General features: G+C 53.8%; 19 protein-coding genes and 1 tRNA gene. 7 read left to right on the forward strand and 13 right to left on the reverse strand.

The genetic code is table 11. From position 1 onward, the window contains the following. Positions 1 to 62: 62 nt before the first annotated feature. Together B3K89_RS13220 and B3K89_RS13225 are read left to right on the forward strand one after the other, a co-directional pair. Positions 63 to 1,928, forward strand: coding sequence for an IS1634 family transposase (locus tag B3K89_RS13220; protein ID WP_345907530.1), 1,866 nt, complete (start codon positions 63 to 65; stop codon positions 1,926 to 1,928). A gap of 220 nt (positions 1,929 to 2,148) precedes the next feature. Then, entirely contained in the window at positions 2,149 to 3,255 is a 1,107-nt protein-coding gene (locus B3K89_RS13225) for a hypothetical protein (protein WP_345907531.1), read from the forward strand. A gap of 626 nt (positions 3,256 to 3,881) precedes the next feature. Here B3K89_RS13225 and B3K89_RS13230 read toward each other — a convergent pair. After that, positions 3,882 to 3,954 (reverse strand) — tRNA-Phe (locus B3K89_RS13230). A 122-nt stretch (positions 3,955 to 4,076) separates the two neighbouring features. Here B3K89_RS13230 and B3K89_RS13235 point away from each other — a divergent pair. From B3K89_RS13235 to B3K89_RS13250, 4 genes are read left to right on the forward strand one after another with little or no spacing between them, the layout of a single operon-like run. After that, complete coding sequence (locus B3K89_RS13235) at positions 4,077 to 4,742, forward strand: HAD-IA family hydrolase (RefSeq protein ID WP_345907532.1); 666 nt, start codon at positions 4,077 to 4,079, stop codon at positions 4,740 to 4,742. After that, positions 4,735 to 5,496, forward strand: a complete 762-nt coding sequence (locus tag B3K89_RS13240) for an energy-coupling factor ABC transporter ATP-binding protein (RefSeq protein ID WP_293893284.1) — start codon at positions 4,735 to 4,737, stop codon at positions 5,494 to 5,496. The genes B3K89_RS13235 and B3K89_RS13240 overlap by 8 nt, the downstream gene beginning before the upstream one ends. Next, positions 5,481 to 6,188 (forward strand): energy-coupling factor transporter transmembrane component T, encoded by a 708-nt coding sequence (locus B3K89_RS13245; RefSeq protein WP_320350054.1) that lies wholly within the window; start codon positions 5,481 to 5,483, stop codon positions 6,186 to 6,188. The genes B3K89_RS13240 and B3K89_RS13245 overlap by 16 nt, the downstream gene beginning before the upstream one ends. 7 nt (positions 6,189 to 6,195) lie before the next feature. Beyond that, positions 6,196 to 6,744, forward strand: a complete 549-nt coding sequence (locus tag B3K89_RS13250; protein WP_345907533.1) for a 5-formyltetrahydrofolate cyclo-ligase — start codon at positions 6,196 to 6,198, stop codon at positions 6,742 to 6,744. Here B3K89_RS13250 and B3K89_RS13255 read toward each other — a convergent pair. The 3 genes from B3K89_RS13255 to B3K89_RS13265 all read right to left on the reverse strand — a co-directional run bounded on the left by B3K89_RS13255 (position 6,738) and on the right by B3K89_RS13265 (position 9,647). Beyond that, positions 6,738 to 7,229, reverse strand: a complete 492-nt coding sequence (locus tag B3K89_RS13255) for a PTS sugar transporter subunit IIA (RefSeq protein ID WP_293893293.1) — start codon at positions 7,227 to 7,229, stop codon at positions 6,738 to 6,740. The two genes, B3K89_RS13250 and B3K89_RS13255, sit on opposite strands and share 7 nt — an antisense overlap. A gap of 76 nt (positions 7,230 to 7,305) precedes the next feature. Further along, the gene (gene gltA, locus B3K89_RS13260) at positions 7,306 to 8,793 is read right to left on the reverse strand and encodes an NADPH-dependent glutamate synthase (protein WP_293893398.1); all 1,488 of its coding nucleotides are present in this window, start codon (positions 8,791 to 8,793) and stop codon (positions 7,306 to 7,308) included. Positions 8,794 to 8,798: 5 nt separating this feature from the next. Further along, the gene (locus B3K89_RS13265; RefSeq protein WP_293893296.1) at positions 8,799 to 9,647 is read right to left on the reverse strand and encodes a sulfide/dihydroorotate dehydrogenase-like FAD/NAD-binding protein; all 849 of its coding nucleotides are present in this window, start codon (positions 9,645 to 9,647) and stop codon (positions 8,799 to 8,801) included. A gap of 184 nt (positions 9,648 to 9,831) precedes the next feature. Between B3K89_RS13265 and B3K89_RS13270 the strand changes: the two genes are divergently transcribed. Then, a complete protein-coding gene (locus tag B3K89_RS13270) occupies positions 9,832 to 10,176 on the forward strand; it encodes a cupin domain-containing protein (protein ID WP_293893299.1) in 345 nt (114 codons plus the stop codon). 63 nt (positions 10,177 to 10,239) lie between these two features. On the opposite strand, the gene B3K89_RS13275 is transcribed toward B3K89_RS13270, so the two are convergent. The 9 genes from B3K89_RS13275 to purE all read right to left on the reverse strand — a co-directional run bounded on the left by B3K89_RS13275 (position 10,240) and on the right by purE (position 21,967). Further along, the gene (locus B3K89_RS13275) at positions 10,240 to 10,662 is read right to left on the reverse strand and encodes an Hsp20/alpha crystallin family protein (protein WP_345907534.1); all 423 of its coding nucleotides are present in this window, start codon (positions 10,660 to 10,662) and stop codon (positions 10,240 to 10,242) included. A gap of 259 nt (positions 10,663 to 10,921) precedes the next feature. Next, positions 10,922 to 14,578 (reverse strand): phosphoribosylformylglycinamidine synthase, encoded by a 3,657-nt coding sequence (locus tag B3K89_RS13280; protein WP_293893305.1) that lies wholly within the window; start codon positions 14,576 to 14,578, stop codon positions 10,922 to 10,924. Continuing rightward, positions 14,535 to 15,851 carry a phosphoribosylamine--glycine ligase gene (purD, locus tag B3K89_RS13285; protein ID WP_293893309.1) on the reverse strand — a complete coding sequence of 439 codons (1,317 nt, stop codon included), beginning with the start codon at positions 15,849 to 15,851 and terminating at the stop codon, positions 14,535 to 14,537. The genes B3K89_RS13280 and purD overlap by 44 nt, the downstream gene beginning before the upstream one ends. A gap of 1 nt (position 15,852) precedes the next feature. Then, positions 15,853 to 17,010, reverse strand: coding sequence for a phosphoribosylaminoimidazolecarboxamide formyltransferase (locus B3K89_RS13290; RefSeq protein WP_293893312.1), 1,158 nt, complete (start codon positions 17,008 to 17,010; stop codon positions 15,853 to 15,855). Continuing rightward, a complete protein-coding gene (purN, locus tag B3K89_RS13295; protein WP_293910894.1) occupies positions 16,997 to 18,292 on the reverse strand; it encodes a phosphoribosylglycinamide formyltransferase in 1,296 nt (431 codons plus the stop codon). Before purN ends, B3K89_RS13290 begins: the two co-directional genes overlap by 14 nt. After that, positions 18,289 to 19,323 carry a phosphoribosylformylglycinamidine cyclo-ligase gene (gene purM / locus B3K89_RS13300; RefSeq protein WP_293893318.1) on the reverse strand — a complete coding sequence of 345 codons (1,035 nt, stop codon included), beginning with the start codon at positions 19,321 to 19,323 and terminating at the stop codon, positions 18,289 to 18,291. Before purM ends, purN begins: the two co-directional genes overlap by 4 nt. Continuing rightward, a complete protein-coding gene (purF, locus tag B3K89_RS13305; RefSeq protein ID WP_293893321.1) occupies positions 19,313 to 20,716 on the reverse strand; it encodes an amidophosphoribosyltransferase in 1,404 nt (467 codons plus the stop codon). The genes purM and purF overlap by 11 nt, the downstream gene beginning before the upstream one ends. 2 nt (positions 20,717 to 20,718) lie before the next feature. Next, entirely contained in the window at positions 20,719 to 21,432 is a 714-nt protein-coding gene (purC, locus tag B3K89_RS13310; protein ID WP_293893324.1) for a phosphoribosylaminoimidazolesuccinocarboxamide synthase, read from the reverse strand. A 34-nt stretch (positions 21,433 to 21,466) separates the two neighbouring features. Next, on the reverse strand, positions 21,467 to 21,967 hold the full coding sequence (gene purE, locus B3K89_RS13315) for a 5-(carboxyamino)imidazole ribonucleotide mutase (RefSeq protein ID WP_293893327.1): 501 nt from the start codon (positions 21,965 to 21,967) through the stop codon (positions 21,467 to 21,469). Positions 21,968 to 21,983 lie beyond the last annotated feature (16 nt).

The following is a 21,983-nucleotide window of genomic DNA, read 5'->3' on the forward strand; positions in this document are numbered from 1 at the left end:
CATTTTGAAATTGGCTCTTTATAATAATGATTACCATTGGTAATCGTTAATTGGAGTGTTTTATGGCACACATTTATTGGGAACTGAAAGAGATTCCACGGCCTGCAGGATCATACATCAACAAGAGTGACGGGAGGGTCTTCGTTTTCAGCTCGGGGGATGCCCCGGTAAGGAAGAGCAGGCGGAAAGTCATCGGCCATGCGACAAGCGAGACCATGATGCATCCCAACGACACCTTCAGGTATCTCTTTCCCAACCTGTGGAATGAGCATTATGGCAGCGGCAAACTTCCCGAGCACATCCTCCATTCCGGCCTCTATGCCCTAACCCTCGGCATCGGCCATGAGACCGGCCTCTACCAGATTCTCCAGAATGTCTACGGACCCTTGTACGGCAACATCCTCATGGATTATGCGATGTATTCCATCCTCGAGAGATCGGATGTCTCCCTGCTCTTTCCTGACAGGATGGCGCAGCGGGTGCTCTTCTCCAAGGATTGTGTGAGCGACTCCCGGCTTTCCGACTTCTTCCAGAACAAGATCAGCGAGGACGACAATGCGGCCTTCAGGTCGCAGTGGCTTGACGAATGCAAGAGGAGAGGCGTGACGAAAGCCTGGATTAGCATTGACGGGGGCAACAACAACTGCGATGCTGCAGCGTGCGGCCTGGCTGAGAAGGGACACGCAAAATCCAGGAAGAACACCAATATCGTAAGCTACATGTATGCAGTCAATGCAGAGGACGGCAGGCCCATCACCTACACGGTATCCAATGGGGGCAAGGTCGACTCCAAGGCCATCCAGAAGATGGCGGCCATACTCTCCTCCCATGGGATTGAGGCCGAAGGCGTCATTCTTGACAGGGCATTCTGCACCCATGATGTGTTCGAGCTGCTTGACCGGCTGGGATACCCCTATGTGGTCATGCTGCCCTCCGACACCTTCGGCCATTCGCAGATGGTGGCACAGCACAGCGAGACAATACGATGGCGCGTACCCTATGCAGTCGGTGAAAAGGGCCTGTTCGGCATATCGGAGAAGAAGAGGCTATTCCACGGTCATACGGAAGAAGCCTTCGTCAATCTCTTCTTCGACGCTTCCAATGGTTCCCAGCGCGCCCTTTCCCTCATCTCAAAGATAGTGAAGGCCACCAAGGGCCTGAAGGCGGAGATACAAAAGGGAAAGAAGCCGGTTGTTCCCCAGGCCCTGGCCAAGTACATCTCGCTCAGACAGGAAGGGGACACCCTTTGTGTCGAGCACGACTATGCCAGATGGCAGAAGGATATGGACCTGAAGGGTTTCTGCAGCATCGCATCCTCGGAGGATTTCGGGCCGGAGGAGGTGGACAGGATCTATCATCTCAGGGATTCGTCGGAAACCCAGTATGCGATACTCAAGAGCCAGCTTGGGTATGATGTGACCAGGGTCCATTCCACTCCAAGCATCCAAAACAAGTTCTGCGCCTGTTTCATGGCGGCAATCATCAGAAGTGAAATCATGAACGCCTGCAAGGCCCTGGGGTATGCCACCAACCAGATGATTCGTGAAGTGGACAGGATTGAACTCCTGCTGCTTCCCAACGGTACCTATGCTGCAATCCATGATGAAAGTGCAAGGGCAAAGGAGCTCCTTTCCCTATTTGACATCATCCCATCCGACTTTGACTCAATAGCTACAGAGGTGAACAACCGCCTCTCAAGCAGCATGACCAGCCAGGTCAGGGTGAAGCCAAGTCACGAAAAACAGGGATCCAGGCAGAGGGGCCGGCCAGCCAAGGCAAAGGCCGCTGCACCGACAAAGCCGAAACAAAAGCCGGGAAGGCCAAAGGGAAGCGTGAAGAAGGCTACGCCTGCACAACAGGAAGGGGTGGCAAAAAGAAAACCTGGAAGACCCAAAGGGAGCAAAAACAAACCCAAGGCAGATGCTTAGGCCAGCTCCAAAAACAAGGAAGGGAAAAAGCAAAAGCAGTAAGCCGGCAACCCTCAAATAGCCGTAATAGTATCGAGGTGTTTACCGGTTTGCTGGAAATTCACGCTTATACAAAGTTCTTCAGTACAGGGCGAATGTATTGTAGTTGCCTTCTTGTCTGTGGACTGCTATAGTATGGTTATATTAGTTCGTAATTTACGAACTAAACAAGGAGTCAACTATGATTGTCATGCGCTTGAAGCTGGACAATGTGTTTGCTTTCAATGATTTTGAAATTATGCTTTCTTACCCGAAAAAGATTGTCGGGTCTACAATTGAGGCCGAATTTCTCTCTGGGAGAACCAATTTCCGCTACAAGAAGCTTATTATCCTTATGGGAGCCAATGCTTCAGGAAAAACAACCCTGGGAAAAGCTTTCATGGCAATTTTCAACAGCATCAACAATAAGAACCTGCTTCCTGTTATTAAAAATATCAATGACCCAACAAAAAAAGCATCATTTACCATTGAATTTGTAGCAAAAACAAAAAGACTCTATCGGGTGGAAGCAGTTATTAGTCCTCCTGGCACTCCCGAGTCATATGAAGAAAAAGACATGAGGGTCTCGGTAAAGTCGGTACCTATCTCTCTTGCAGACAGTTATGAGATGTGTGCTACTAAGTTGGACAAATTGGGAGCTGACAATGTGCCATACCATAAGGCATTGGAATCCATAGAAAACTTCGGATGGCTCTTTACCTATCCGAGCATCGAGGAAAAAATCCCTACTTTTCAAGAATTGGATAAGCACGACTTGCTAAAAATTCTTGATATCGTTCTTTCTGCCTTGGACCCTTCCATTCAGGGAATTATCAAAGCAAGGGACATTAAGAACTCCTATGTCATCAAATTGGGAAATCATGAGGTAATCATCCAGGATGGAAACGTACTGAATGGAGAAATCCTCTCTAGTGGAACGAGATCGGGGATTGGAATAGCCTCCATGTTGGCTGCAATTATGGCAAAGCAGAATGGCTTCTACTACTGCGATGAGAAATTTTCTTATATTCACAGTGATATGGAACGAGAGGCGCTGGCCAAAATGGTAGAAAAATTGGGAGAAGATGGACAGCTCTTCTTTACTACTCACAATACAGACATTTTGGATATGTCGTTTCCCAAACACTCATATTGCTTCCTTAAAAAGGAGCAGATAGGCGATACTTGTACAATCCGTTGCATCAATGCCGATGACTTTCTCAAGCGAAATACCGATTCACTCAAGTGTGCGGTTGAGAACGATCTTTTCTCAACAGCCCCTGATGTGAGTCGCATCGCTGCTTTATGAAGTGAGGGTATCTAATGCAACACTATTATCAGTATTTTGTTGAGGGGGGAAACAGAAGCAAAGAAGGTGCAAGTATTGAAGACTGACTTTAGATGCATCTGTGCAGGAAAAGTAAGGATTCATAATGTTGTTGAGAAACCACTTTCAAGAGGTTCTCTTGCATCGTTGCGATTCAACACTGCTGCAATCCTGATTTTCGATACTGACACCACTGATGCCACCCTCTTGAATGAAAACATTACAATGCTGAACTCTCAGCCAATGATTAACCGAGTAGTATGCATCCCGCAGGTACAAAACTTGGAACAAGAATGATCAGAAGCTGAGACATCCATAGAATCAAAGAATTACTATCCAGCAAAGCAGACAAGGACTTTAAAACAGATTTTTGCAAGTGCAATGGACTGAAGGGAGCTATATCACTGATTACAATTCCTTCGAAACATACAGGGAATCCAAGTAGGGGTTAAGATGCTGCTATTCTCCCAGGCCGTTCATTCAAGGGAAGATCAAGTTAGGGAAAACTACCACATGATCAGCTTTTGGTTGCTCGGCAGTCGTACACCTTTCCACCCCTATAAAGCAAAACTCCCCTTCCTGTACAGGAGGAGGAGTCTTTCTGTCCATGCCGCCTCTCAGAATTGAACTGAGGACACAAGGATTTTCAGTCCTTTGCTCTACCAACTGAGCTAAAGCGGCTTCAACGTTCTCTTGTATACCCTAATTGGTGATTTCTTGTCAACACCTTTCTGATAAAACGCACGATCTTGCAACATGTACCAAGCGGTTTTGTGGTATAGTCCCAACGATGGAGGGGTACAATGATCAAGGTCTGCATGTTCGATATGGGAGGGGTGCTGGTACGCAATTTCATGGTGGCGCCAAAGCTTCTTGCTTTCCTGGGATGCAGCGAGACTTCATTCTCCGAACTGCCCGACCTTTTCAGACAGGCACTGCGGTCTCATAGCAAAGGAGACATAGCAGAGAAGGAACTCTGGGAGATCTATGAGAAGGCAACAGGTTCTTCGGTTGTAAAGCATGAAGGGAGCCTGCTTGGAAAATTCTTTGAACCAACGCTCGACATCCCTACCTTGAAAATTCTCTCCGAGCTCAAGCAGCAAGGCCATCGGGTAATCTGTGGCACCAATGTCAACGATTCCCACTACACCATCCATCATCAATTGCATCAGTATGACATCTTCGATCACGTCTATGCCTCCCACCTGATGCATAGGGCAAAACCGGACAGCTCATTCTTTCAATTCATCCTTCAAAAGGAGCAACTCAAACCCGACCAGCTGTTCTTTACCGATGACATGCCTTCCAATGTTGCAAGCGCACAAGAGCAGGGCCTCATCTCCTATCCATATAGTGATGCATCCACGCTTCGCCTCCAACTCATGGAGCTGGGACTCTTGCAGGTTGACAATTCCAAGCAAATCTTGCCCAATGCAGGGTCATCTGCTACAGTCGGAGCACATGATTGAAGCAAATCAGCCCATTCTTTCGGTTCAGAATCTCAGCTTTTCCTTTGAGAAGGACAAGAGTATTCTCAAGAACCTGAGTTTTACCATAGAGAAAGGATCTTTCACCCTGATCACAGGTCCCAACGGGTCAGGCAAGAGTCTCTTGCTTCGTTGCCTGAAAGGACTTCTACAGCCGACTACCGGTACGATACGCCTCTTTGATGAAGACCTGACCCACAAGGCCAAGCAACGCATGCAGGCCATCGGATTGGTCTTTCAGGATGCAGAGACGCAGATAGTAGGCCAGACGGTTGAGAAGGACATCCGCTTTGGTATGGAAAACATCAGTTTGTCCGATCAGGAGCAGGAAGTCAGGCTTCAAGAGGTACTTACGCTGCTCGACCTGCATAAGATGAGGGACCAACGACCACGCACCCTCAGCGGGGGTGAAAAGCGACGGCTCGCCATCGCAGGCGTGCTGGTTATGAATCCCAAGCTCCTGGTACTGGACGAGCCCTTTGCAAACCTCGACTACCGCTCGGTTGTCAGCGTGCTCTCCACGCTGCTTCGCCTTCAGCAGGAGGGACACACCATCATCCTGGTAAGCCACGAGGTGGAGAAAACCCTTGCCCATGCCGACCACGTACTGCTGCTCGATGACGGGCTCTTGGTACAAAGCGGCACTGCCGCCGATGTCTATCCACATCTGAAGGGGCACGGCATCTACCTGCCTTCCTCGCTTGCCATCAAGGACCTCTCATGGCTGAAGCCCTGATCTTCCACTACCGCAAGCAGAACACCTTCCTGTGCAAGGCGAACCCTGTCACCAAGATTGCAGCCATCATTGCAATCTGCGTGGTCATCCTCTCTCTCTCCTTGCCGGGCTTGCTGCTGACTAGTACCGCCTTGCTTGTTGCAACCCTCGCTCAAAGGATTCCCCTACGCAGCTACAAGCGCGAGCTCAGGTACTTCGCCTTTCTTCTGCTGCTCATCCTCATCACGGAGTACTTGGCAACACAGAGCCATCAGGCAGCCTTTTCAGCCTTCCTGCGCTTTGTCTGCATAATCCTATGCGGCCTGCTTATTGCCGACAGCACATCCCCCGACGACTTGGCCAGGTCGCTGGGAGGCATTCTCGACCGAATCCCGTTTGTTCGGGGATGGGAGGTAGCCAGCGCCATCGAACTGACCCTCTCCATCCTTCCCATGATCTTCGATGCATCGCTGGAAGTGGTTACCGCCAGGAAGGCTCGCCTGGAGAGACGGCGCAATCCCCTACACTCACTCACCTCCCTGGTCTCTGCCATTTTCAGCCTGTTGCTGGACAAGGCCGAAGACCTCTCCCTGGCCTTGGAAGCAAGGCTCTTCGACCCGTGCCGAACAAGGCCGAGACTTCCTTACACAACCGTCGATATACTGCTTTCCGTCCTGGTTCTTGTACTCCTTTTGTTCGCGCGTGTGCTATAGTTCATCCATGGATGCCAAACACACCTTGCGTTCACAGCTGCGCCGTCAGGCAAAACTTCTCTTAGCAGAAGATTTCTCACTAGAAGACGCCCTCAGTTGTACTGCATTGCTGCACTGCAGAAGATACCGGCAGGCAGCCTGGCTGTTTGCCTATGCTCCCATGGCTTCGGAAGTGAACATCACCGAGCTGTTGCAGCATGCCATTGCACACAAGCACCTTGCCCTGCCGGTAAGCACCGAGAACGGGGACTTGGTCTTCTATGCCGTTGAGAGTCTTGATGAGTTGACTGCAGGGCGGTACGGTATCCTTGAACCCTTGAAAAATCGCATGGTTGAACCATCAGGGAAGGACATCCTTCTGGTACCAGCCCTTGCCTACAGTCGGATCGGAGAGCGCCTTGGCCGCGGAAAAGGTTACTACGACCGCTATCTCGCATCCCACCCGGAGGTTTTCAGCATCGGCGTATGTCGCAGCTGTCAATTGCTGGAAAGTATTCCCACCGAGCCGTGGGATCGGAGCGTCGATGCGGTGGTATGTGCAGGAAATTTCTACTGAACATCCTTGCAGAACCAGACGAATCGCTGCTGAACCATCATGGAGAAGAAACGCTGGCAGGCTTCATCGGACTTGCTCAGGCGAATGTCCATGAGGTGGGATCTCATCTCTTCGGTACGCACGCTGCGCAGGATTGAACTCAAGGCACCCAGGTACTCCATCTGGATGGAAGGAGAGGATGCAATGACAAACAACAGGTGCACCGGCATTCCATCGGCACTTTCGTACTCAAGGCCATCCCTGCTGATGCCCAAGGCGATACGCACCTCGTTCAACCCCAGGATCTTGCCATGGGCTATAGCCACCCCGTGCCCGATGCCGGTTGTCTGGGCCCGCTCACGACGAAGCACCCCGCGTTTGAAGCGTTCGATGTCGGGAAGAGAAGCAAATATGGTGCAGGAGTCTATCACTTCCAGGATGGCCTGGGTTTTATCAGTAGCCTGAAGCTGACAGATCACCGATCGGCAATCGTTTCGAATATCCACTATGTCACTATACACAAACACGAAATGAGCTTCAAGGCGGTGGACCCGAACAGGTTCAGGCCCACCTTTTGATGCATCAAAGCGAAGCCAGGTAGGTATTCATTGCCTTCGCCGCCTTGCGTCCCTGGCCCATTGCCAGGATGACCGTCGCGGCACCAAGGACAATATCGCCTCCGGCATAAACACCTTTGAGCGTGGTCTCACAGGTCTCCTCATTGACGATGAAGTTGCCTCTCTTGTTGACCTCTATTCCTTCGGTGGTTGCCTTGATCAACGGATTGCTGTCATTCCCGATGGCGACGATGACCGTGTCATACTCGTACATCTTCTGGCTGCCGGGAATCTCAATCGGGCTGCGTCTGCCCGAGGCATCGGGTTCACCCAGTTCGCATGCGATCAACTCAACCCCATTGACCCGGCCCTTCTCATTGGCAGTAATCTTGAGCGGGGCATGGAGGTACAAAAACTGTACACCCTCTTCCTTGGCATGGGCGACCTCTTCCTTACGGGCGGGCATCTCAACCTCGGTGCGGCGATAGACGATCGTCACTTCCTCGGCTCCCAAGCGTTTTGCGGTACGAGCGGCATCCATGGCGACGTTGCCGCCGCCGAAAACAGCAACCTTGTGGGAGTCAAAGAGAGGAGTCAATGCCTCTCCGACGGCATATGCCTTCATGAGATTGCTGCGTGTCAGATACTCATTGGCGGAGAAGACTCCGATGTAGTTCTCTCCTTCGATGTTCATAAACTTTGGAAGACCGGCACCGGAGCCGACAAACACGGCATGAAAGCCGTCCTTTCCCATCAGATCGGAAATGGTACGGGTTTTACCGACCAAGTAGTTTCTGCGGATCTCCACCCCCATGGAAACCAGGTTGTTCAATTCATGCTCGACAATCTTCTTGGGAAGACGGAACTCCGGAATGCCATACACAAGCACACCACCAGCCTTGTGCAGCGCCTCGAACATCACCACTTCATGGCCGTTCCTTCTGAGGTCGGCAGCAGCCGAGATGCTGGCAGGACCTGTTCCCACCACTGCTACACGCTTGCCGGAAGGCTCTCCCACCTGGGGAACCTTCTCCAAACCATGCTCCCGTGCATAGTCTGCGACAAACCGCTCGATGCGGCCGATGGAAACCGACTGGTCAACATCCTTGTACATTTTCCCGACGGTGCAATAGAGCTGGCACTGGCTCTCCTGCGGACATACACGTCCGCAAATGGCAGGAAGCAGACTGCTCTGCTTGATCACTTCGGCCGACTCGGCGAACTTGCCTTCGGCTGCCTTGGCGATGAAGGCAGGGATGTCGATTGCAACGGGACAACCGGCGATGCAGGGCTTGTTCTTGCACTGCAAACAGCGCATCGCCTCGATTCTCACCTGATTTTCCGTATACCCAAGAGCTACTTCCTGCATGTTGGTCACCCGAATCTCAGGATTTTGGGTGGGCATTTCCTGCAAAGGAATCCGGGCGCGTTCTTTCGGTGTCAATATCTTGTCTGCATACTGGGCCAGCAATGCTTCTGCCTGTGTATCCAACTCTTCTCTTGTAGCGTGCATACTGCTCATGCCTCCCCTTCCTTGATGTGCAAGCCGATATGGCAGCGGTGATGAGCTTCCTGTTCCTTGCTCTTGTAGGTACCCAGGCGAAGCAGCATATTGTCCCAATCGACCTGATGTCCATCAAATTCGGGGCCGTCGACACAGACAAACTTGGTCTTGCCCCCGATGGTCACCCTGCAGCCGCCACACATGCCCGTTCCGTCGATCATGATGGTGTTCAAGCTGACAATGGTGTGGATGCCATAGGGTTTGGTGGTAAGGGCGGCAAACTTCATCATAATCGGAGGACCGATGATGACGACGCAGTCGGGCTTATACGTCTCGCACAACTCCTTGAGCGGCTCGGTCACCAACGCCTTGCGCCCATACGATCCATCATCGGTTACCACAATGACCTCATCGGCGGTGGCCTTCATATCCTCTTCCATGATCAACAGGTCCTTGTTCCGGGCTCCCATGATCACCTTGACCTCGTTGCCGGCACGCTTCATGCCCTGTACGATGGGAAACAGGGGGGCCACCCCGATTCCTCCACCGACACAGACGACCTTGCCATAGTTTTTGATGTCGGTTGGCTTGCCCAAAGGCCCGAGCAGGTTTTCTATGCTGTCCCCGACTTCCAGCAGAGCCAGGCGATGGGTTGTTTCTCCGACTGCCTGGAAGATCAAGGTGATGGAACCTTTGACCGGGTCGGCATCGGCTATTGTCAAGGGAATGCGTTCACCAAAATCTCCACCCATCTGCAGGATGATGAACTGTCCCGGCTTTCTCGCCTCGGCTATCTCCCTTGCCTCAATCTCCATCCTGAAAACCTCGGCAGAGAGCCGCTGCTTTGAAAGAATCGTATTCATGTCCTCTCCTCAACACTAGTCTTGGGGTATGCACATTCCACCGGGCCGACCAACAAAAGGGTCACCCATGCGAGTAATGACAGGTGTGCATGATATTGTCAGTATTGTTTTCTCAGACAGGAGTGTCAAGTGCATCTTGCCCAAGAAGGCTCATGCTGGCAAACTGGCAGAAGGAGGGTCAATCATGATCAAAAGAGAACAGGAGATGAAGAGCGTCGTCAAGCAGAGGATGCGGGAAGGCACCGGACAGGTGGTGGTGAAGTCACTGATGGATGAGGGGACGGTATCGCACAGCCGGCTGTTTGCCGAGTTGACCATCGAGAAGGGCTGCTCCATCGGAGTGCACAACCATGTCAATGAAACCGAATATTATTGGATCACCGAAGGCAAAGGCATCGTCACGGAAGCCGATGGCGAGAAGGTTGTACAAAAAGGCGACCTGGTCATCACCGGGGGCGGCGCCAGCCATGCCATCCGCAACGACGAGGATGAAACCTTGAAATTGATGGCTCTCATCATACTGGAGTAGAGAATTGAAAACAGCCTGCAGGATTCTGCAGGCTGTTGTGTGCAAGTATATCGGCAATAGAACTTATTTGATCTTCACTTCAATGGTCTTCGGAAGGATTTCCTTCTTCTTGGGAAGGGTGAGGGTCAAAACTCCATCGGAGAACTCGCCTTCAATCTTATCCTCATCAATCCCCTCGGGGAGGCTGAAGGAACGCTCGAACTTCTTGAAGTATCGTTCGCGTACCATGCTCTTTCTGCCATCGGCATCCTTGAGCGTTTCCTTATTGCTGGAAATCTTCAAAATATGTTTGTCGACATTGACCTGGACCTCGTCCTGCTTGTAGCCTGCAAGCTCCGCCTCGATCACATACGACTTCTCAGTCTCATAGATATCCACCGGGGGAATCTTGGAGCGACTCACACCCCAGTCTGCAAAGAGATCGCCGAACAGGGAATCGAAATCCGAAAGACCGTTATCCTGATTGTAGGTTACGTAATATTTCATGTTGATACCTCCATGTGAACTTTGCTGTGTTTTTCATTCACTAAGCATATTGCAATTGGCGTGCCAACTTTTACCACCATCGATTTTTATATTCTGTCTTATTCCATTATATATATTTACATGTCCCTTCCACAAATTCTTCCAAACCTGTTTACTCCAACACCCTTTCTTTTTGCCCCACGGAAGCAACCAATCCGAATAAACTGTATCATAATGATACAGCCATACCCAAAAGGTCCATATTCTGCTCCCATATGACTCAACGAACGTAGTTGGCAGCCCCCATGAAGAGGCCGCAATCGGCCTCTACCGGTACATTGCGGTAAAGCTTTTTGATAGCACGTTCGCTGTGAGCCATGCGGCCGAAAACCTTACCGTCGGCGGAACTCAGCGCTTCCACCGCATACAGCGATCCGTTGGGATTGTCGATTGAGAACGGAGCTGCATGCCCCTGTTCATCGACATACTGGCTTGCTATCAGCCCCCCATCCGCCAACGCCTTCAAGGTGTCGGCATCGGCGGTGAAACGGCCTTCACCGTGACTGATCGGCAGCAAATGAATCTGCCCTACCTCATATTCGCTGAACCATGGGGAGAGCGTCGAGCTGACCCGGGTCCTGACAACCGTCGAGATATGCCTGCCCTTGCGGTTGTAGTCGAGCAAAGGATCGTGCTCGTTGATTGTGGTGATACGGCCATGGGGCAGAAGCCCCAGCTGCACAAGAGCCTGGAACCCATTGCAAATACCTCCCACCAAGCCATCACGCTGTTCAAGCAGGTTGGCAATCTCTTCCTGGATGAGTGGATTGCGCAGGAACGCTGCAATGAACTTGCCGGACCCATCGGGTTCATCAGCAGCAGAAAAGCCTCCGCTGAGGAACAAAATCTGGGACTGTCGAAGGGCATCCCGCAGACGTATGATGCTCCGTCTCACATCCTGCTCGCTTTGCGTGTTGATCACTACCGTATTGCAATCGATATTGCAGGCCTTCCAGGTACGCTCGACATCATACTCGCAGTTGGTACCGAAGAAAACCGGCAGCAGCACGGTAGGTTTCTTGACAGGATAGCGCGATCGAGTTCGTGCACGCTTGGTATACGACAAGGTGGGAAACGTCTGCGCTGCATCACGCTGCTCAAGATCGCCATACACGGATGCGAGAGGGGCTGAAAGCAGGCGATGAACCTGTTCAAGTTCCATCCTCACAAAAGGAAGGCAGAGCTCATCTTTTTGGGTCGTATATCCGATAAAGGTTCCCTCCAGGGGGAGTTCCTGGTCGCACTCCACCAGAAACGCTCCGTAACGCTTGCACAAGAGGTCCAGCTCGGCAGTAACGGTGCAGCCGATGTTGTTTCCCAAGGCCATCTTGGCAAGCGCCTCGGCAATACCTCCGTATCCCAACGCCCAGCAGGAGAGAACCTGTTTGCTCTTTACCAACCTGCTGACCTGCTCGAACAGGGCGGGAAGCTCCCTTTGCCGCTCTGCCTGCAGCAGATAGAGCTTGGAACCGGCCTTCTTCCATTCAGGGCTGAGCACATCATCCTGAAAGGCGACTGAGACCGCAAAACTCACCAAGGTAGGAGGAACATCCAGATGCATGAAGGAACCACTCATTGAGTCCTTGCCTCCGATGGCAGCCTTGCCGAAGAGTGTCTGCGCTTTGTAAGCACCCAGAAGCGCCGAGGCAACCACCCCCCATCGCTGTGGATCGTCGCCCGGCCGACCGAAATACTCTTGGAAGGTGAGATACGTCTGGTCCCAATCTCCCCCGGCTGCCACCACTTTTGCAAGCGAGTGCACCACGGCCGAAAAGGCTCCTTCGAACGGATTGGCCTGCATCAGGTAGGGATCGTATCCCCAGGATGCAAGGCTGGCGGTCGCGCTCTCGACATCAGGCAGGGCGATCAGGGCCGCCATTGCCTGAATTGGGGTGCGCATCCTTTTCCCCCCGAAGGGAAGGAGCAGCGTACCTGCACCTATGGTACTGTCGAACATCTGAGACAGGGCCTGCTTGCCGGCAACATTCAGATCTGAGAGCAGGGCCTCAAACGCCTGTGCGTTTTGTACAGATGTGCCCGCTTTTGGTATGCCAAGGTGCGGGATATGCACCGTTGCATGCTTTTTCGCTCCGTTGCTGTCCAGCAGGGAACGGTCGATTTCTACAAGCGTCCGCCCCTGATAGGTCATCCTCAGCATCGGAAGGCTGGTTACCCGGGCGACAACGGTAGCCTCCAGATTCTCTTCATGTGCATACTGCAGAAAAGCGGGAACATCGGCAGGACCGACAACCATGGCCATTCGCTCCTGGCTCTCGCTGATCGCCCGCTCGGTACCATCGAGACCTTCGTACTTGGTGGGTATGGCATCGAGGTCGACCACAAGACCGGGGGCAAGCTCGCCGATGGCTACACTGACCCCGCCGGCTCCAAAGTCATTGCATCGCTTGATCAGCGATGAGACTTCCGCCCTGCGCAACAATCGCTGTATCTTGCGCTGTTCGGGGGCATTGCCTTTCTGCACCTCCGCGGCACAAGCGCCAAGGGATGTGCCATCGTGACTTTTGGAGGATCCGGTGGCTCCCCCGCAGCCATCCCGGCCGGTTCTCCCCCCTACCAGGATCACCAGGTCCCCTTCCTCGGGCCTCTCTCTTCTCACATACTGTTGTCTGGCGGCACCGATGACGAATCCCAGTTCAAGGTGCTTGGCAACAAAGTTCGGGTGATGGATTTCCTCCACCATGCCCGTGGCAAGTCCTATTTGGTTCCCATAGGAGCTGTATCCCAAGGCCGAGCGCTGGGCGATAACCCGCTGCGGAAGTTTTCCCTCCAATGTCTCACACAAAGGGGTACGGGGGTCGGCGGTTCCACTGATGCGCATGGCCTGATAGACGTAGGCGCGTGAGGATAGCGGGTCGCGAATCGCACCTCCGATGCAGGTGGCGGCCCCTCCGAACGGTTCAATCTCGGTTGGATGATTGTGTGTTTCGTTCTTGAAAAGCAGAAGGCAGGGAAGCAGGCCTGCATCGGTTTGGACATCGACTTTGACCGAGCAGGCATTTATCTCCTCCGAAACCTCCAAATGATCAAGCTTTCCCTGTTTTTTCAGCTGCTTGGCTGCGATGGTGGCAAGATCCATCAGGCAGATGGGTTTGTTGCAGGCAAGCGACCTGCGTGCCTCAAGGTATGATGCGAACACACAGAGAACCTGGGGATCGTCTATAACGACCTTGTCAAGTTCGGTCAAGAACGTGGTATGACGGCAGTGATCGGACCAGTAGGTGTCTATCACCTTCAACTCGGTCAGAAAGGGATCTCTGCCCTTGTCTGCAAAATATTGCTGCACCAAAGCAAGGTCATCGCTGTCCATGGCCAGGGAGTACTCTTCCAACACGTTCGAACGGTCGCTGCGGGAGCAGAACCCATCCAGGCAGGCGGGAAACGAGGGAGCGCTGCAGCTCTGCCCTATATGCTCGGGCATGTGCATGGAAGCCTCACAAGCCTCCACGGGATTGATGAGATACGCCTTGATGCGCAGTTTCTCCTCGTCCGTCAGCTCTGAGTCGAAACAGTAGAAGGTTGCACAACGAACGCTGCAATTCAGGTGTGGATAGACAAGCTGGATGCACATGGCCGTCGAATCGGAGCGCTGGTCGAACTGGCCGCCGAGCATTTCCACCCCCAATGCCCATGAGCAGGGAGGCATCTCGGAAAACAGCTCATCGCGCTGGACCATGCTCAAGATTGAGCGAGACACATACGCAGCCTCCTCATCGTTCATCCCCTCGATGTCATACCGGTGATAGATTGCTGTTCGGGCGGCATTGGTAAGTGACAGGACAGAGGTAAGGGAAGCAGACAATGCCTCCTCGGCATTACGAAATCCTTGTTTGCGTCGTACCCAGAAGCGATGAACCATCACAAATCTCCTTGAGCAAGGCTTTCTTTCCGATATCCTTGCGATAGTGCATGTTTGCAAATGAAATCGAGCCTACGGCGCGATAGGCCTGCTCGATGGCTGATCGCAGCGTGTTTGAGCGGGCAACCACATGGAGAACCCTGCCTCCGGAGGTGACCAGGTTGCCGTTCTCATCAAGAGCAGTACCTGCATGCAGAACCTCGACCCCGGAAGGCAGCTTGCCGATGGAAATCCTCTTTCCCACCTCGTAGGAGAGAGGATACCCCCCGCTTGCCAGGGCAACGCTGCAGGCATACCCTCCTGTAAAGCGGACAGGAACCCTATCAAGCGTCTGGTTGGTGCAGCTTTGCAGGATATCCAAAAGGTCGCTGTCAAGCAGGCTGAGCACGGCCTCGGCTTCAGGGTCGCCGAAACGGCAGTTGTACTCTATGACCACCGGCCCTGTCCGGGTGAGCATCAAGCCGAAGAAGAGACAGCCGGTGAACGGTCTTCCTTCCCGGCGAAGGCCCCGCAAGGTTGGTTCGATGATGGTTCTTTCGCACACTGCTGCAATCTCTTCGGTGTACCAAGGGTTCGGGGCGATCACCCCCATGCCGCCGGTATTCGGTCCGTTGTCACCGTCGAAGGCGCATTTGTGGTCCATTGCACTGACCATCGCCTTGGCGGTCACTCCGTCGCTGAACACCAGAAGGGAGACTTCAGGGCCGCTTGCATACTCCTCGACGACCACCGTTTTACCGCTTGAGCCGAATTGGTTGTCGACCATCATCCCCTTCGCAGTTTCACAGGCCGTCTTTCGGTCGAAGGCGATGACCACGCCCTTGCCCAAAGCAAGGCCGTCAGCCTTTATCACGACCGGAAGAGGACAATCGGCAAGGTAGGACAGGATCCGGTCATACTCAGTGAACACCCGGTATGCAGGAGTCGGAATCCGATGGCGCTGCATGAATGCTTTGGAAAACGCCTTGCTGCCCTCAATGACGGCAGCTTCCTTGGAAGGCCCGAAACAGGGGATGTGCTGAGATCTGAATGCATCCGCCAATCCCTTGACCAAGGGTTCATCGGGGCCGACGATTGCAAGCTCTATATGCTGGCTCAGGGCGTAGCCGACGATGGATGCATGGTCGGACAGCGAAAGGTCGACCATGGTGCAAAGCTCTTGCATTCCAGCATTCCTTCCGATTGCAAACAGCACAACAGGTTGGGAGGATTTGAGCAGTGCCTTTGCCAGGGCGTGTTCACGGCCGCCGCTGCCGATGATGAGGATGCGCATGCTAATGGTGGAACAGGCGGATGCCGTTGGTGATCATGACCATGCCATACTCGTTGCACGCCTGGATCACTTGATCATCCCTCAGCGAGCCACCGCTCTGTACGATATAGGAAACACCGCTTCGGGATGCCCGGTCGATATTGTCGCGGAAGGGAAAGAACGCATCGCTGGCAAGGCTTACGCCCCCCACCTTCTCAAGGCAGGAACGCTTCTCATCTTCGGTCATCGGCAAGACATCCTCGGAGAGGAAAGGCCGGCATTGCTCTATTTCGGAGCGCAGGTAGAGTTCAACGGCATTATCCTTGTCATTGCGGCTCAGATTCGGCAGGAAAGGAAGCGAGAGAACCCTCTCACTCTGCCTGAGCTGCCACATATCAGCCTTGGTTCCGGCAAGACGGGTGCAGTGAATCCTGGACTGCTGGCCTGCTCCCACCCCGATGGTCTGACCGCGCATGGCGTAGCAAACCGAGTTCGACTGGGTGTATTTCAGGGTATTGAGAGCCACCAGCAGATCCAATTCGGCTTCAGCAGGAAGTGCAGTATTGGTTGTCACAATGGGCTTGAGGACCGAGCTGTCCAGAATTTGCGTATTTCGCATCTGGGTGAAGGTGATGCCGAATACCGACCGTTGTTCGAGCAGCGGTGGTTCAAAATCTGCGTCGATCTGCAGAATGGTATAACAGCCGCCCTTCTTCTTTTTCAAGACTTCCAAGGCTTCCTTGCTGTACGAAGGGGCTATCACTCCATCGGAAACCTCGCTCTTGATGATCAGGGCGGTTGAGAGGTCGCACTCGCTGCTGAGGCTGATGAAATCCCCGAAGCTGGACATGCGGTCGGCCCCGCGTGCACGCACATATGCACAAGCCAGGTCGCTGAGGTCGGTCTTTTCGTTGATGAAGTACATCCGCCGTTCGGTCTCGTTGAGGGCAAGACCCACTGCAGCACCAGCAGGGCTGACATGCTTGAAAGAGGCGGCGCTGGCAAGACCGGTGGCGTTTGCAAGGGAACTGACCAATTGCCAGCCGTTGAGTGCATCCAGCAAGTTGATATACCCCGCCTTGCCGCTGAGGACGGTCACCGGCAGCCGACCTTCTTCGATGCTGATGCTCGCCATTTTTTGATTGGGGTTGCAGCCATACTTCAACTCAATACGATCCATTGTCCGCTCCTTGCCTGATGACCAGCTTTGCATCATTGCCGGTCAAATCCACTTCCTTGACGAACACAGCAACACGGTATTCCTTGTCCAGCGCATCCCATATTTGGTCGGCTATCGACTGCCCATCCCCTTGCAGGTGCACCATCCTGGGCTCTCCTGTGAAACTCACAAGGGGATTCCCGTCCCTTTCATAGGTATGTATCAGATGGGCTTCACCCAACCGTACGTCCGAATAGGTATAGAAGGAACGGTCGATGCTTCCATCCGCCGACCGCCTGAGGATGGACAGCTCGTAGAACGGGTCCGTCCCCAGATGGAAGAGAGCGCTGATGCGCGGGGTATAGTTGGGCTCATCCGGCTCAAACGTACGGCTCTGCAATGATTGCTGCATATCCAGGCCTCGTCGCAAGCCATCGAGAATGGTATCGCTTTGGTCCCCGTTGGCAACCACCATATCGTTGCCCAACCTGTCCATGACACGGTAGATGATCAAGGAGGGATCGACAAGCAGGCTCTCGTCAACGGCCTTGGTCCGCACCGTATCGCCTTCGGCCACCAGGGCACGGTTCTTGCTGTGAATGCTGCGGGCTGTGATGAAGTAGGCGATGATTGCCTTCCCCCTCTCGTTCATGCCGCACACGATTCCCCTGCCGGGGTACCTGCACTCTGCCAGTTTCTGCGATAAACTCATGTTTCTCTCCATGTACAGACAGTAGGAGGCAACCGTTTTCGGAAGCAGTTTCCACTCCACCTGCTCTAAAATTCGTCGGCCCAAGGAAGAAGGAGTGTCATCATCGAGCACTTCTATTGCCTGTTGGCTCAAAATCGGTCCGCCGTCGGCAACCTCATCGACCAGGTGCACGGTGGCCCCGCTGACTTTCACCCCGCGCTGGAGGGCTGCCTGATGAACACGCTCCCCATAATACCCTTTTCCACAGAAGCTGGGTATCAGGGAGGGATGGATATTGATGATCCGCCGCCGATACCGCTCGGTCACCTTCTCCGAGAGAATCGTGAGGAAGCCTGCAAGAACCACCAGGTCGATGCGGTGCTGCTCCAAGCCGGCAAGCAACGATCTTTCGAACTCCTTTTTTCCCAACGCCTGCCTGTCCAACATCAAGGCCGTCACCCGATGCCCCGCTGCACGATCGAGGGCACTGCAGCTTCGATCGGCGATCACCAGGACAATACGCCCATCAGGGTTTCCACCCCGCTTCTCGAAATCCAGGAGAGCCTCCAGATTGCTGCCTTCGCCGCTGACCAGAACCGCTATACGTATCATACCAGAACACATGCCTTGTCGCTTGCAACCACCTCACCCAGCACATAGGAGCCTGCAAGCAGATCCAAAGCCGTCCGAACATCCTCCTTGCCGACAAAGAGAACCATCCCCACACCCATGTTGAAGGTATTGAACATATCGTGCTCGCTGACCGAACCCGCACGTTGCAAAAGGGTGAATATCGGAAGCACCCGCACGTCGCTTCTTCGTATCCTGGCGCCCAGGCCGGAAGGAAGCGAGCGGGGGATGTTCTCATAAAAGCCGCCTCCGGTGATGTGCGAGGCCCCCTTGATGCGGATCTGTCGTGCAAGACCAAGCACCTCATCGACATAGATGCGCGTGCTCTTGAGCAATGCCTCGCCCAGGGTGGTTCCCAACTCAGGGTAGACCTCCTGGAGAATTTCAGAATTGCCGTCCAAACCGAAGATATGACGGACCAAGGAAAATCCGTTGGAATGCACCCCGCTTGAGGGAAGGGCGATGAGGACATCGCCCTCTGTAATGCTTGCATTGTCGAAGATTTTGCTCTTGTCCACCAATGCGGTGCAAAAACCCGCCAGGTCGTACTCCCCACCCTGGTACATGCCCGGCATCTCGGCGGTCTCCCCCCCGATGAGGGCGCAGCCTGCCTGCCTGCAGCCTTCAGCCACTCCCTTGACGATCTGCTCAACCTTTGCAGGATCCAGATGCCCCAAGGCGATATAATCCAGGAAAACCTGCGGTTTGGCCCCGCAGCAGATGACATCGTTGACGCACATCGCCACGCAGTCGATGCCGATGGTATCGTGGCGGTCGAGGGCGAAAGCAATCTTGAGCTTGGTCCCCACCCCGTCGGTACCACAGACCAACACCGGATTGGGAGTATCCTTCACATCCAGCTCAAACAGACCTCCAAACCCTCCCAAATCCGAAACCACCCCGCTCGTATACGTGGAAGCGACATGCTTTTTCATCAACTCGACCGCCTGATAGCCCCGCCTGATATCCACTCCGGCTTCTTCATACCGGGTGCTGTAACTGTCACTGTGCATACGTTGCTCCTTTGGGCACCGCACTTGGATACACGCCGGTGAAGCATGCACTGCAAAACCCGATGCCGGGATGGTCGCTGAGTTTGACGACCTGCTCGGGAAGCAGGAAGCCCAAGGAATCGACATCGAGGATCGACTTCATCTGCTGCAAATCATACTTGCAGGCAAGTAGGTCCTTGCGCGAATCAATATCCGTTCCGTAATAGCAGGGATGCAGAAACGGGGGAGCCGAGGAGCGGAGGTGAACCTCCACCGCTCCCGCCTCCCGAAGCAGCCGGACGATGCGCTTGCTGGTGGTTCCCCTAACGATGGAGTCATCGATGAGCACCACCCGCTTGCCCCTGACCGTGGAAGCAACGGGATTGAGCTTGATGCGGACCCCGCTCTCACGATCGCCGGCCTTCGGTTGGATGAACGTGCGCCCGATGTACTTGTTCTTGATGAAGCCGATGCCGTAGGGAATGCCCGACTGACGCGAATAGCCGATGGCCGCATCGATGCCGCTGTCGGGTACACCGATGACCACGTCCGCCTGGCAGGGGTGTTCCAAAGCCAGGAAACAACCGCTTCTGATGCGCGCCTGATGGACGCTGATGGTATCGATTACACTGTCGGGGCGGGCGAAGTAGATCAACTCAAAAACACACAGGCTGCTTGCAACCTTGTTTGCATGCACAAGCGAGCTGGTCATGTTCTGGTCCTTGGCATCAACGATGCAAATTTCGCCGGGCTTCAGGTCTCGTACAAAGACCGCCCCCACCGCATCGAGTGCACAGCTCTCACTGGCAAACACATACCCGTCATCCAACTTTCCCAGACACAGCGGTCGAAAACCGTGAGGGTCGCGCACGGCGATGAGTTGGGAGGATGTCATGATCAACAAGGAATAGGCCCCTTCCAATTCCGCCATCGCTTTCTCGATCGCCTCACCGATGGTGGCAGTCGTCAGGCGATGCTTGTAAATCAGGTAGGCAATGACTTCGGTATCGCTGGTGGTGTGAAACAAGCAGCCTTCCCCTTCGAATTGCGAACGCAGCGACTCGTCGTTGGTCAGGTTCCCGTTGTGGGCGATCGCCATGCTGCCGATATGGTGCCGAACCAAAAGCGGCTGCACATTCTCACGAGACCGCTCCCCGCTTGTACCGTATCGGGTATGCACGATGGCCATCCGGGTATGCTCCTCGTCAAAGGCCAGGGCACTGGGAAACACTTCATGCACCAAGCCCATGTCCTTGTACACCGACAGCTGCCCGTTGGTGTTCAGCGCAATGCCGCACCCCTCCTGGCCTCGATGCTGCAAGGCATACAGGCCGTAGTGACAGGCAAGGCCGATAGGTTCCTTGTGCGCCGAGCTGATGCCGAACAGGCCGCAGGCTTCCTTCAGGGCACCCACGATCACTGTCTCCCCAAAAGGCGTTGCATCACTTCATGATATGCCTCTTCCACATCCCCCAAATCCCTGCGGAACCGGTCCTTGTCCAGCTTTTTGCCGGTCTTGATATCCCAGAACCGGCAGGTATCGGGGCTGATCTCATCGGCAAGCACCAGCTGTCCATCGTCAGTTATGCCAAACTCCAGCTTGAAGTCGATCAATGCGATGCCGACCTTCGCAAGGTAGGCGCTGAGGATGTCGTTGATCGCAAGGCTGTAGCGCTTGATGAGCGCAAGCTCTTCTTCGGTGGCAAGACCGAGCGCCTTGATGTGGCTCGAGTTGACCAAGGGGTCCCCAAGGTCGTCACGCTTGTAGCAGAATTCCAAGACGGTGCTTGCCAGTTTGGTACCTTCAGCAAGACCCAACCGCTGTGACAGCGACCCTGCAGCAATCGAGCGCACGATTACTTCCAAAGGAATGATTCGTACAGCTTTGACTGCGGTTTCTGTTTCCGAGAGCTGGGCGACGAAGTGGGTGGGAATGCCTTGCTTTGCAAGCAGCTGCATCAGGTGATTGGTAATCTGGTTGTTGATCGCTCCCTTTCCGAGAATCGAGCCTTTCTTCTTGCCGTTGAACGCAGTTGCATCATCCTTGTATGAAACAATATAGATACCCTTCTGGTCGGTTTCATACACCCGTTTCGCCTTTCCTTCATAGAGCATGGACAGCTTTTGCATCGCTTCCCCCTGTTGCAATAAAAAAGAGCCTTATCTACATAAAGCTCTTCGCAATTCTCCTATCGGCTTCGCGCACTGCTTCCTGGCCTGCCTGTCTTGCCGCCTCGAGCCGCAAAAGCAGCTTTGGGTCGGACAAGGCCAGGATTTGGGCGGCAAGCAAGGCTGCATTGGCCGCCCCGTCGATGGCAACCGTGGCCACCGGATACCCGCTTGGCATTTGAACAGTCGAAAGCAAGGCATCCAATCCGCCTAGAGAGGCGGAAAGCGGGAGCCCGATGACCGGCAGCAGGGTTCTGCTTGCAAGCGTGCCCGCAAGATGGGCGGCTTTCCCTGCAGCGGCTATCAGAACCCCGAAACCCTCGCTTCGTGCCTCAGAAGCGAATCGGCAAGCCTCTTCACCGAGTCGGTGCGCTGAAAGGATCCGTACAGCATAGGGGATTTCCAGTTCTGCAAGTACCTTGATGGCCGGCTGTACCAAGCTCAGGTCGTTCTCGCTTCCCAGGAGGAGGGCAACTTGTTTTCGCTCTGTCTGCATAGGCGTACGATAGCCA

The organism is Sphaerochaeta sp. UBA5849 (genome assembly GCA_002432715.1).
Lineage (GTDB): Bacteria > Spirochaetota > Spirochaetia > Sphaerochaetales > Sphaerochaetaceae > Sphaerochaeta.

Coding starts and splice junctions, on each gene's coding strand:
- B3K89_RS13235 (WP_345907532.1), top strand. CDS start 4,077: ATGATCAAGGTCTGCATGTTCGATATGGGAGGGGTGCTGGTACGCAAT.
- purM (WP_293893318.1), bottom strand. CDS start 19,323: ATGCACAGTGACAGTTACAGCACCCGGTATGAAGAAGCCGGAGTGGAT.
- purE (WP_293893327.1), bottom strand. CDS start 21,967: ATGCAGACAGAGCGAAAACAAGTTGCCCTCCTCCTGGGAAGCGAGAAC.
- purC (WP_293893324.1), bottom strand. CDS start 21,432: ATGCAAAAGCTGTCCATGCTCTATGAAGGAAAGGCGAAACGGGTGTAT.
- B3K89_RS13220 (WP_345907530.1), top strand. CDS start 63: ATGGCACACATTTATTGGGAACTGAAAGAGATTCCACGGCCTGCAGGA.
- B3K89_RS13250 (WP_345907533.1), top strand. CDS start 6,196: ATGGATGCCAAACACACCTTGCGTTCACAGCTGCGCCGTCAGGCAAAA.
- purD (WP_293893309.1), bottom strand. CDS start 15,851: ATGCGCATCCTCATCATCGGCAGCGGCGGCCGTGAACACGCCCTGGCA.
- B3K89_RS13245 (WP_320350054.1), top strand. CDS start 5,481: ATGGCTGAAGCCCTGATCTTCCACTACCGCAAGCAGAACACCTTCCTG.
- B3K89_RS13225 (WP_345907531.1), top strand. CDS start 2,149: ATGATTGTCATGCGCTTGAAGCTGGACAATGTGTTTGCTTTCAATGAT.
- B3K89_RS13265 (WP_293893296.1), bottom strand. CDS start 9,647: ATGAATACGATTCTTTCAAAGCAGCGGCTCTCTGCCGAGGTTTTCAGG.
- B3K89_RS13270 (WP_293893299.1), top strand. CDS start 9,832: ATGATCAAAAGAGAACAGGAGATGAAGAGCGTCGTCAAGCAGAGGATG.
- B3K89_RS13240 (WP_293893284.1), top strand. CDS start 4,735: ATGATTGAAGCAAATCAGCCCATTCTTTCGGTTCAGAATCTCAGCTTT.
- B3K89_RS13275 (WP_345907534.1), bottom strand. CDS start 10,662: ATGAAATATTACGTAACCTACAATCAGGATAACGGTCTTTCGGATTTC.
- B3K89_RS13290 (WP_293893312.1), bottom strand. CDS start 17,010: ATGGATCGTATTGAGTTGAAGTATGGCTGCAACCCCAATCAAAAAATG.
- gltA (WP_293893398.1), bottom strand. CDS start 8,793: ATGCACGCTACAAGAGAAGAGTTGGATACACAGGCAGAAGCATTGCTG.
- purN (WP_293910894.1), bottom strand. CDS start 18,292: ATGATACGTATAGCGGTTCTGGTCAGCGGCGAAGGCAGCAATCTGGAG.
- B3K89_RS13280 (WP_293893305.1), bottom strand. CDS start 14,578: ATGGTTCATCGCTTCTGGGTACGACGCAAACAAGGATTTCGTAATGCC.